This is a genomic window from Catenibacterium sp., from assembly GCF_052354645.1.
GTDB classification, from domain to species: Bacteria; Bacillota_I; Bacilli_A; order Erysipelotrichales; family Coprobacillaceae; genus Catenibacterium; species Catenibacterium mitsuoka_A.
On record NZ_DAWDDM010000037.1, the window covers coordinates 1 to 11262 of the forward strand.

Consider the following 11262-nt stretch of genomic DNA (forward strand, 5'->3'; position numbering starts at 1 on the left):
TCTTCCTGTGTTTCTATTTCTGGATAGTCTTTTGCCACTTCTCTATAACAATCAAGGAAAAGACCATCTGTATACTTCATTATATTGGCTTTATGGATGGCTGTCACTTTTTTTCTGTTATTTGTGCGTGCATATTCAAATGCATAACGACAAATACGTGTAGAAGCTTCTCTAGTGATCAACTTAACACCATTCGCAATATCATCAGTGAGCATATATTCAATACCTTTATATAAATCTTCAGTATTTTCTCTAATGATGACTAAGTCAATATTTTCATATTTAGAATCAATACCCTTGAAGTTACGTAAAGGACGTACATTGGCATAAGTAGAGAATTTCTGTCTTAATGCGACATTCACACTTCTAAAACCTGTTCCAATTGGAGTTGCTGTAGGACCTTTTAATGCCCATTTGTATTCTTCAATGGCATCTACAAGACCAGGTTCCCATACTTCACCTGTTTCTTTTGCATATTCTGCACCTGCTCTATATTTAACCCATTCAATATCTAGGTTCATTGCTTTTGTGATAGATTCAACACTTGCTGAAATCTCTGGTCCAATCCCATCACCTGGAATAAGTACTGCTTTCATTAGAAATCTCCTCCTAGTTCTTTAATTGCATTTAATAATCCACCATACTGAATCATGACTTTTTCACGTGCTGATAATGATAGATGTGCTGTAATTGTTTCATTTGTATTCTTATTAGTCACTACAATGTCTTTACCTTCTTCTACAGATGCTAATAAATCACTTAATTCATAATCATCCTGATCATTAAAGAAATCGTAATCTTTCGCATCAATAACAAGTGGAAGAATACCATTGTTGATTAAGTTAGAACGATGAATTCTCGCAAATGAAATTGCGAAGATAGCTTTGATCTTTAAGTAGTTAGGTACTAATGCAGCATGTTCTCTTGATGAACCCTGTCCATAGTTATCTCCACCTACAATGAAACCACCATTGTTTTTAACGGCTCTATTATAGAATTCAGGATCTACCTTAGAGAATGAGAACTTAGCTAAATGAGGGACATTAGAACGGAATGGAAGTAGTTTAGAATCAGAAGGTACGATATGGTCTGTAGAGATATTGTCTCCTACTTTTAATACAACTTTACCGCTTACTGTATCTGTTAACTTATCTCCTCTAGGAACTGGCTTGATGTTAGGTCCCATATAAATTTCATTATCAGGGATATATTCACTAATAAAGAAGTTAGGATTCTTCACAAATGGTGTATCTGGTACTTCTTCTAATACCATATCATCTTCAAATTCCTGTGATAAATAACCTTTGACTGCAGATAATGCAGCAACTTCTGGAGATACTAGATATACACTTGCATCATTTGTACCAGAACGTCCTTTAAAGTTACGGTTGATTGTTCTTAAAGAAACACCTTTTGATAATGGAGCCTGTCCCATACCGATACAAGGACCACATCCACATTCAAGAATTCTTGCACCTGCATGAATCATATCTGCAAGAGCACCATTTTGTGCAAGCATAGAAAGAATAGAAGAAGAACCTGGAGCGATAACTAAAGAAACATCTTCAGCCACTTTACGACCTTTTAAGATCTTTGCAGCACGCATCATATCTGGTAAAGATGAGTTTGTACAAGAACCAATGACTACCTGATTGATCTTCATACCTTCTAATTCTTTTACATCTACTACATTATCTGGTGAATGAGGCTGAGCAACCATAGGAACTAATGTAGACATATCGATTTCAATAGTTTCATCATATGTTGCATCATCATCTGCTTTCATTTCAACATATTCATCTTCTCTACCCTGCTGTTTTAAGTAAGCTGAAGTATTTTCATCTGTTGGGAATACTGAAGTAGTGGCACCTAGTTCTGCACCCATGTTACAGATAGTCGCACGGTCAGTTAATGAAAGATCACTTAAACCTTCACCTGTATATTCAACAATCTTATTAACTCCACCTTTTACAGATAATTCCTGTAAGATTTTTAAGATAACGTCTTTTGCAGATACCCAAGGTGCTTTACGTCCTGTTAGTTTAACCTGTAATACTGATGGACACTGAACATAATACTTACCTGTTGCCATGGCAACAGCGACATCAAGTCCTCCTGCACCAATCGCAATCATACCCATTGCACCACATGTTGGTGTATGAGAATCTGAACCAATAAGCGTCTTACCTGGATGTGAGAAATTTTCAAGCTGTAACTGATGACAGACACCATTACCTGGTTTAGAGAATGTGATACCATGTTTTCTTGCAACAGATTTAATAAATTCATGGTCATCCATGTTTTCAAAACCAGTCTGAAGCATGTTATGGTCAATATAAGCGACTGCTTTTTCTACTGCAACATGACCTACATTCATTGCTTCTAACTGAAGATAAGCCATTGTACCTGTAGAATCCTGTGTTAAAGTCTGATCAATTCCGATACAAATAGATGTTCCTGGGACTAATTCTCCTTTTTTAAGATGTGCATTCAAGATTTTATACGCTAGATTCATATAATCTTCTCCCCCTTGTTTCTTATTGTATACAATTATACACATATACTATTATCTGTGCAATATAAAAAACAAAGATAATTTGTATTTATTTCGTTAAATTGGTACAATACATTGGGTGATGAAAAATGATATTATCTTGTTCAGGACTATCTAAATCTTATTCAGGAAAAGAAGTCCTAAAAAATATAACATTCCATATAGAAGAGCATGATAAACTTGCCATTATTGGCGTTAATGGTGCTGGTAAGAGTACATTGCTTAGAATTCTTTTAAATGAAGAAGCTTATGATGATGGTATAATGACTATTGCAAAGAATATTCGTATTGGTACATTGAATCAGGAACATAAGTTTGATCTTAATAAGAGTATTTATGAAACATTGGAAGAACCTTTTGAAGATTTAAAGAAAATAGAGAAACGTATACGTGAATTGGAACAAGAAATGGCTGTCACAAATGATTTAGATACAATCATGAATCAGTATGATTCTTTATTATCTAAGTTTCAGGATGAAGGCGGTTATGCCATGGAGTCACAGGTAAAAGGTGTTCTCAATGGTTTAGGTTTTGATGAGGATATGTGGTATAAACCTATTGGTATTTTATCTGGTGGACAGAAGACAAGAATTGCGTTAGGTCAGTTGTTATTACGTTCTCCCGATTTATTATTACTTGATGAACCGACTAACCATCTTGATGTAAATTCTATTGAATGGTTAGAAAACTATTTAAAACAGTATAATAAAGCTGTAATTGTAGTATCTCATGACCGTTATTTTATTGATCAAGTGTCTACTTCTATTATGGAAATAGAGAATGGTAAGAGTAAAATCTATAAATGTAATTATTCTAAATATGCTGAAATCAAGAAGCATGATCGTGATGTAGAATTAAAACACTATTTAAATAACCAAAAAGATATTAAACGTATGCAGGAGTCTATTGATCGTTTAAAATCTTATAACCGTGAAAAACAGGTAAAACGTGCTGAATCTAAAGAGAAAGCACTTGAACGTATGGAGAAGGTAGAAAGACCTGAAAGTCTTCCTTCTAGTATCCGTTTTGCATTTGAGCCTGAAATAGAGAGTGGTTATGATGTTTTAAAAGTAGATGATGTAGCGATGGCTTTTGATAAGCCATTGTTCGATTCTGTGTCTTTTGAAGTCAAGAAAGGTGAAAGAGTTGCTTTACTTGGTCCTAATGGTGTAGGTAAGACAACTATGTTCCATTTGATTCTTAAAGATTATTTACCTGTACATGGACGTATTCGTTTAGGTTCTAAGGTGATGATTGGTTATTATGATCAGGAACAGACTTCTTTATCTCCTGAAAAAACAATCTTTGATGAAATACATGATGCTTATCCTGATATGAATAATACAGAAATCAGAAATATCTGTGCTGCATTCTTATTTAAAGGTGAAGATGTATTTAAAACAATTGATGTTTTATCTGGTGGTGAAAAAGGACGTATCGTCTTAATAAAACTATTACTTAACAAAGCGAACTTCTTAATTCTAGATGAACCAACAAACCATTTAGATATTCAATCTAAAGAAGTGCTAGAAGATGCATTATTAGATTTCCCTGGTACTATTCTCTTTATTTCTCATGACCGTTATTTTATTAATAAATTGGCTACTAAGATTGTAGAGATGAATCCTCATGGTGATGAAATATTTGGTGGTAACTATGCTTATTATCTTGAACATCGTAAAGTAGAAGAAGTTGTGAAAGAAACAGCGGTAAAAGTTCAAAATAACATTGACAAGAAAAAGAAGAATAGATTAAAGAAGATAGAAAATGATATTTCTGACTTTGAAGAGAAGATCAGTGCGAAGGAAGAAGAACTCCATAGTGATGAAGTGATGAATGATTATCAGAAGTATAATGAAATCACTGCTGAACTAGAAGACTTAAACAACAAATTAGAAGAACTCATGATGGAATGGGAAGAACTTTCAGAAGAGATGAACGCTTAAAAGGACTAGGGGCAACCCTAGTCCTAATTTCTTTGTTTTAAGTTATAGATAAGTATAAATGCACAGATAAAATCACCAATGATTGATACAATAAATGGATAAAATGCATAAAGATCTTTTAATGTTGGTAAGAAAGATAAGACAAAAATATTCTGTGAATAACATAAGAACTTAATGCCTATCACCATAAAAGCAATCATATAAGTAAACCATAAACAATAATGTGTATAGATTCCTCCTGGCACAACATGCTTTAATCTTTCATATTCATTCTCTGTTCCTCTATTATGAGATAACTTAATATACATATTCTTATATATCTTGAGATTCATACGTGAGAACATGATGATTGGAATATAGAGTAATGTCCAGAAACCAATAGTCCCTAAGTAAGGACACAATAAACCACTCACAATAGAAGCACCCATACATATATAGAAGGAACGTGGCATAGTAAATGTCAGCCCTTCAGGATCAAAGTAATCATAAAGTTCTCTTCCACCATAACGATGTAACCATTTATTTCTTTCATCATAAACAGTCTTAATAGACAAGACATTAACCATTAAACCAATCATATAGAGTACTGTATTCAGCAATTCCCCTCTTTTATTAATAAGAGTCACAGTACTGTCTCCATCTAATTGATAAAGGAAAAGCATAATAACTGAAGTCACAATAACTAACATTACAGATAGTATAAAATAAGCATTATAGAGTGTGTCTTTTTCTGAATCATCATCCTTTTTAATACGATATTCCATCAAGCCATAAAGACCTGTTTCTATTAATACAGCAAGACTTCCTAGACCTATAGGAGGATTAATTAGGAAAATAAACCAGCTTATTAGCGATAAAATAATAGCGTTCATATTTCCCTCCTTTCTAACCTATCATACACTAAAAAAAACATCCGGAAAAGACCGGATGTTCATTTATTATTCAACGTCGAAGTCGTCTGATAAGTCTTCACCATTAGTAGCGATGACTTTCTTATACCAGTAGAATGAATCTTTCTTATAACGGTCAAGAGTTCCTACTTCTTCATCTGTAGTATCTACATAGATGAAACCATATCTCTTTCTGATACCTTCATGAGTTGATACTAAGTCGATTGCTGACCAAGGGCAGTAACCCATCATTTCGATGTTTTCAGTAACAGCCTTATGTAACTGTTCGATATGTGCTCTTAAGTATGCAATTCTGTAGTTATCATGAACACGACCATCTTCTAATGTATCGTATGCACCTAAACCATTTTCAGTAACGATCATTGGTAAATGATAACGAGAATACATTTCTCTCATAGTTGCTAAGAAACCATCTGGATCAATTTCCCAACCAAATTCAGTCTTCTTAAGGTTTGGATTTGCATATCCCTTATAGTAACCTGCTTCACCACGAGCTGACTGCTGGTCTGCACCTGGATCTAATTCATCATCAGCTGCTGCTTTCTGTACAGTTGCAGTTGAATAGTAGTTGAAACCAATGAAGTCTGGGTGTGCATTCTTCATAGCTTCTTCATCACCTTCAGCAAATGTAGGTGTTGCATCATTTTCTTCTAAGTAAGTCCATACTAAGTTATTGTATTTTCCATAAACTGCCATATCTAAATATAACCAGTTTCTGATTGCATTGTATTCCTGAGCTGCTAAATTATCTTCTGGCTTACAAGTTGCTGGATATACATAAGAAATATTTGGAGCTGGACCAATCTTAGCATTAGGAAGCATTTCATGACATAAAACCATAGCTTTAGCCTGAGCAACTAACATATGGTGGTTCTGCTGATATACTTCTTTTAATACATTTGTAGTACCTTCAGGAATTCTTAATGTACCAATAATTGGACCAACTAAAGTAAGCATGTTCTGTTCGTTGATAGTTAACCAATATTTAACTCTATCACCGAAGTTTTCAAACATAACCTTTGCGAAGTTAACGAACCAGTCTACTGATTCAGGATTAGACCAAGAACCTCTCTTATCTAATGCATCAGGCATATCAAAGTGGAACATAGTCACTAATGGTTCGATATTATATTCTAAACATGTATTAATCACATCATTGTAATGATCGATACCTGCCTGATTTACTTCACCAGTTCCATTAGGAATAAGTCTAGTCCAAGCGATTGAAAAACGGTATGTCTTGAATCCCATTTCAGCCATTAACTTGATATCTTCTTTATAACGATGATAGTGATCTGCACATACATCTAAAGATGCAGTTCCTGCTGGTAATTCTTTAACATCCTGACATGATGGTCCTTTACCATCTGATAAATTAGCACCTTCTACCTGATAAGCTGAAGTAGATGCACCCCATAAGAAATCTTTTGGAAAAGCTTTTAATTTGTTGTCTAACATTTATGAGTCTCCTTTTCTTTTTTTCTGACACCATTATAACGGAAGATTTTAAAAATCATGATTCTTTTCAAGAATAGAAAAAAGAGAAAATATTTTCACATTTTCTCACTTATCTTACACTTTTTTAAAAAGTATCTTAAATTTTCTTTTCCATTAAGTATCTTAGAAGTCTTTCTCCACGTCTTTCATTGATTTGTTCTTCAATGACTGCATAACCTTTAGATTCAAAGAATGGTTTAGATGTAATAGATGAAGTCACATTAATTACATGACTTCCATGTTTTTTTGCATATTCTTCTAACTCTTCTACAAGTTTAGATGCAATCCCTTTTCTTAAATAATCAGGATGAACATATAAACGATCCAAATATCCAGTTTTGCCAATATTACCGAAAGCAATCAACTTATCATCTTCCTCAACCACGATAGTATGATTTTTCTCTAAAGACTTTTCCCAATGATATTCATTAGCAGCCTTAGGTGCAATAGCATCTAATTGTTCTTCACTATAATCATTCTTATTGACTTCATGGACAGTGACATAAAATAAATCCATAACTGCATGAAGATCTGTGTCCTTGTATTCTCTAAATTCCATTTATATCACCTCTATTTCATACATCACATTATACCATTATTTGCCCATAAAAAAAACGGTCATTATAGACCGTTTCTATTAAATACCGAATAATAAATCGATATAGTTTGGAATTGGATACTGCTGAGCACTTACTTTAGTTTCTAAGCTATCAGCAGTTGCACGTAATGCATCCATAGCTGGGATAACTAAATCCCTCCATGCAGTTGCAGTATCTAATGTAGAAGAATCAGTTGATTCAGCTTTATTGATGGCAGTTTCTAATGTAATCATCTGTTCACGCATAGTTGAAAGTAAAGAAGTTAATACCTTTAAGTCTTCAACCATGAATGTATTGTCTACACCAGCCTTAGCTACTTCTTTTGCATCATTAGCTAAAGTACCACATGCCTTTACATATGCTGGATATAATTCAGTCTTAGCCATTGATAATGCTGTTAAAGCTTCAACACGGATTGTCTTAGCATAGTTATCTAACTGGATGTCATAACGTGAATCAATTTCAGCTTCAGTGAATACACCATGTTTTACAAACATTTCACGGATTTCAGGTTTCTTTAAGCAAGCGCATGCATCTACAGAGTTTGCGTGGTTAGGTAATCCACGTCTTGCAGCTTCTTCTTTCCATTCTTCTGAATATCCATCACCATTGAAGATGATTCTTTCATGATTCTTGAAGAATTCTCTAATGATATCATCTAATGATTCACCTGCATCTAATTTAGCAGCCATCTGATCATATTCTTCAGCCATAATAGCATTTAACATAGTGTTAACTGCTGCAACTGACTGAGATGAACCAACCATACGGAATTCAAATTTATTACCTGTGAAGGCAAAAGGAGATGTTCTGTTTCTGTCTGTTGAGTCTTTAGAGAAATCTGGGATAACTGATACACCAGTAGTGAATCTTTCACCAGTAGTTTTATTTAATTCTTCACCATCAATGATTGCTTTAATAACTTTATTTAAGTCATCACCAACGAATGCTGAAACAATTGCAGGTGGAGCTTCATTAGCACCAAGTCTATGGTCATTACCAGCACATGCAGCAGATAATCTTAATAATTCAGCATATTCATCAACACCCTTGAGAGCACATGCAAGAGTAGCTAAGAAAGGCTTATTGTTGATTGGGTCAGGTCCAGGATTAAATAAGTTAATACCTGTATTAGTCATTAATGACCAGTTGTTATGTTTACCAGAACCGTTAACACCTTCAAATGGTTTTTCATGTAATAAACATCTTAAACCATGTTTCTTCGCAATATCCTGAGATAACTGCATTACTAATGCATTGTTATCAGCAGTTACATTAGCTACTGTATATACACAAGCAACTTCATGCTGTGCAGGAGCTACTTCGTTATGCTTAGTCTTTGAAGGAATACCATATTTCCATAATTCGTTATCAAGATCCTTCATGAAGGCACCTACTTTACGTTTAATAGAACCAAAGTAGTGATCTTCTAATTCCTGACCCTTAGGAGCAGGAGCGCCATAAAGAGTACGACCAGTTAACTTTAAGTCAACTCTCTTCTGCCAGTATTCATCTAATACTAAGAAATATTCCTGTTCAGCACCAACTGAAGCAGTCACTTTATCAACACCTTCTAAACCAATCTTAGTTAATAAGTTAGAAGCTGATGCACTTAAAGCATCACAAGCACGTAATAATGGAGTCTTTTTATCAAGTGCTTCACCAGTATAAGAACAGAATAATGTAGGAATATATAAGCTTCCGTCTTTTACAAAGGCTGGAGAAGTACAATCCCATGCAGTATAACCACGTGCTTCGAAAGTAGCACGAATACCACCAGATGGGAAAGAAGAGGCATCAGGTTCACCTTTTCTTAATGTCTTACCACTAAATTCAAGAACTGCTCCACCATTTCCATCTGGTTCTAAGAAAGCATCATGCTTTTCTGCAGTTAAACCAGTCATTGGCATAAACCAGTGAGTGAAATGTGTAGCACCATTTTCAACAGCCCAAATCTTCATTGCATTTGCGATTACTGTTGCAACTTCTTTTGAAAGAGGTTCTCCCTTATCTAGAGCTTCATGGAAAGCTTTATAAGTAGATTTAGGAATGCGTTCCTTCATAGTTTCGTCGTTAAATGTATAACGACCGTATTCATCTAAAAGTTTGTTCATTTCCATACGATTACATCTCCTTTTTATGGGTATGATTGTAGCAATAAAAAATATTTGCGTCAATACTTTTTTATCACTGTGCAATAATTTTTATCATTCACTCCTTATTGCACCCACATAGTATCACAAAATGTAGGCTTTTAACTACTCTAATTCAATAATTTTCACTTTTTAAAAAATATTAGCCAACTTGTTATTTAATACCGAAAAGATTATAATTGTAGCGAGGTGAAAAACATGTTTGGAAAACAGAAAACATTGATCATAGATCACAACAGTGAACGTAATAATCGCATTAAGAATTATCTCGACCAGGATCATTTCATTTGTTATCAAGCAAAGACATTGGATGAATTTAATTCTCTTTATACAAACAATAATTATGATTGTATTATTCTAGAAGATGTATTTCCTGGTATTAATACTAATAAGTTCCTAGTAAAAAATAGACGTAACTCACAAGCTATAACTATAGTTGTAAGTGATATGTTAAATGAAGCTTATTTAGAAGATTTATTAGATGCCGGTGCTGATGATTACATTGTAGTACCCTTCTCATTAACTTCTTTATTAAGAAAAATTCAAGACGTCTATAAGATGGGTGTTTTAAGACCTAGAAAGATCTACCGTTTTAAAGATATTATATTAGATGATACTGCTAAGACCGTTTCATTAAATGATCATTCAGTCACTCTAACTAAAAATGAATTTAAACTATTAAAAATGTTGATGTCTCATCCCTATCAACCTTATACTTCAATCAAGATTTTTGAAGGTATCTGGGGTGATAGTGTTTATGCAGACGATCAATCAGTCATGAACCTAGTGAGTTCACTTATAATAAAATTAAATAGAACAGGCTCTCATGAAGAGTATATCAGACGCTTTGGCGCAAACTCTTATAAGATGGCCATATAGAAAAAAGAATGCATATCGCATTCTTTTTTTAGCTTCTCTTATTGATTTTTCTACGTCTTCTGTTTTCGCGTCTTTCTTTCTTTTCAATCTTACGATGCTGGTCAGTATAATCCGCTACTGTACAGTGGATACGTTTATTAGATTCGCAAATTGCATCTACAAATTCATATCTATCTTTTGGGAATGTACTATATCTCTTCTTTAAATCTGTATAAAGTTCAATAGCATGAGGTCTAGTGACTAAGTCAGCCATTCTTGATACTGGATCACAAATGACTTCACATGACATTAAGTCTACTTCTTTTTGAGGTAATAATCTTCTTTTGAAGATTAAAGTTTTGCCATCGACAATATATTTATAAGGACGACACCCTAAGAAATAAAAATACAATACAGCTAAGAAAATTGAAACAATAATAAATGACTGCTGATCCAATGATTTTAATACAAACATGACGATATCATAAACCCAAACAAGAGTTAAAGCACCTAGCCAGATACCTACAGCTAGATTTGGTTTTACCTTGAATTCTTTCATAAAAAAAAGGCCTCACTTTCTTTTATATTATACAATATTTAGTCCTTTATTACAATAAAAAAGAAGAGAGGCAAGGCTCTCTTCCCATTGTCGAAATATTATAATTATAAACTTTAAATAAATTATTCAGCAGCCTGTTTAGCCTGATACTTTTCGTAAGCAATTAGGAATGGGATGTAGATTAA

At 33.8% G+C, this 11262-nt stretch carries 9 protein-coding genes; 2 read left to right on the forward strand and 7 right to left on the reverse strand.

Going from position 1 to position 11262, the window contains the following annotated elements:
- Both ACT8VG_RS02950 and ACT8VG_RS02955 read right to left on the reverse strand, forming a co-directional pair.
- Positions 1-596, reverse strand: a 596-nt coding sequence (locus ACT8VG_RS02950) for an isocitrate/isopropylmalate family dehydrogenase (RefSeq protein ID WP_444195167.1), incomplete at its 3' end; no start/stop codon positions are given.
- Positions 596-2515 carry an aconitate hydratase gene (locus ACT8VG_RS02955; RefSeq protein ID WP_444195168.1) on the reverse strand — a complete coding sequence of 640 codons (1920 nt, stop codon included), beginning with the start codon at positions 2513-2515 and terminating at the stop codon, positions 596-598. The genes ACT8VG_RS02955 and ACT8VG_RS02950, both read right to left, overlap by 1 nt.
- Positions 2516-2643: 128 nt before the next feature.
- On the opposite strand from ACT8VG_RS02955, the gene abc-f reads away from it, so the two are divergent.
- Complete coding sequence (gene abc-f, locus ACT8VG_RS02960) at positions 2644-4500, forward strand: ribosomal protection-like ABC-F family protein (RefSeq protein ID WP_432272074.1); 1857 nt, start codon at positions 2644-2646, stop codon at positions 4498-4500.
- A gap of 23 nt (positions 4501-4523) precedes the next feature.
- On the opposite strand, the gene ACT8VG_RS02965 is transcribed toward abc-f, so the two are convergent.
- The 4 genes from ACT8VG_RS02965 to ACT8VG_RS02980 all read right to left on the reverse strand — a co-directional run bounded on the left by ACT8VG_RS02965 (position 4524) and on the right by ACT8VG_RS02980 (position 9627).
- Positions 4524-5372 (reverse strand): hypothetical protein, encoded by an 849-nt coding sequence (locus ACT8VG_RS02965; protein ID WP_444195169.1) that lies wholly within the window; start codon positions 5370-5372, stop codon positions 4524-4526.
- 66 nt (positions 5373-5438) lie between these two features.
- On the reverse strand, positions 5439-6869 hold the full coding sequence (locus ACT8VG_RS02970) for a glycoside hydrolase family 1 protein (RefSeq protein WP_022425958.1): 1431 nt from the start codon (positions 6867-6869) through the stop codon (positions 5439-5441).
- Positions 6870-7005: 136 nt separating this feature from the next.
- The gene (locus ACT8VG_RS02975; protein ID WP_117458123.1) at positions 7006-7467 is read right to left on the reverse strand and encodes a GNAT family N-acetyltransferase; all 462 of its coding nucleotides are present in this window, start codon (positions 7465-7467) and stop codon (positions 7006-7008) included.
- 78 nt (positions 7468-7545) lie between these two features.
- Positions 7546-9627: a glutamine synthetase III family protein gene (locus tag ACT8VG_RS02980; RefSeq protein ID WP_117458124.1), complete on the reverse strand. Its 2082-nt coding sequence runs from the start codon at positions 9625-9627 to the stop codon at positions 7546-7548.
- A 231-nt stretch (positions 9628-9858) separates the two neighbouring features.
- On the opposite strand from ACT8VG_RS02980, the gene ACT8VG_RS02985 reads away from it, so the two are divergent.
- On the forward strand, positions 9859-10539 hold the full coding sequence (locus tag ACT8VG_RS02985) for a response regulator transcription factor (protein ID WP_217106947.1): 681 nt from the start codon (positions 9859-9861) through the stop codon (positions 10537-10539).
- Positions 10540-10567: 28 nt separating this feature from the next.
- Here the strand turns inward: ACT8VG_RS02985 and ACT8VG_RS02990 are convergent, their stop codons facing one another.
- A complete protein-coding gene (locus tag ACT8VG_RS02990) occupies positions 10568-11077 on the reverse strand; it encodes a hypothetical protein (RefSeq protein WP_117460087.1) in 510 nt (169 codons plus the stop codon).
- Positions 11078-11262: the final 185 nt, after the last annotated feature.

Excerpts from the sequence above, each read along its gene's own strand:
- ACT8VG_RS02975 (WP_117458123.1), bottom strand. The coding sequence starts at position 7,467 with ATGGAATTTAGAGAATACAAGGACACAGATCTTCATGCAGTTATGGAT.
- ACT8VG_RS02970 (WP_022425958.1), bottom strand. The coding sequence starts at position 6,869 with ATGTTAGACAACAAATTAAAAGCTTTTCCAAAAGATTTCTTATGGGGT.
- ACT8VG_RS02955 (WP_444195168.1), bottom strand. The coding sequence starts at position 2,515 with ATGAATCTAGCGTATAAAATCTTGAATGCACATCTTAAAAAAGGAGAA.
- abc-f (WP_432272074.1), top strand. The coding sequence starts at position 2,644 with ATGATATTATCTTGTTCAGGACTATCTAAATCTTATTCAGGAAAAGAA.
- ACT8VG_RS02990 (WP_117460087.1), bottom strand. The coding sequence starts at position 11,077 with ATGAAAGAATTCAAGGTAAAACCAAATCTAGCTGTAGGTATCTGGCTA.
- ACT8VG_RS02965 (WP_444195169.1), bottom strand. The coding sequence starts at position 5,372 with ATGAACGCTATTATTTTATCGCTAATAAGCTGGTTTATTTTCCTAATT.
- ACT8VG_RS02980 (WP_117458124.1), bottom strand. The coding sequence starts at position 9,627 with ATGGAAATGAACAAACTTTTAGATGAATACGGTCGTTATACATTTAAC.
- ACT8VG_RS02985 (WP_217106947.1), top strand. The coding sequence starts at position 9,859 with ATGTTTGGAAAACAGAAAACATTGATCATAGATCACAACAGTGAACGT.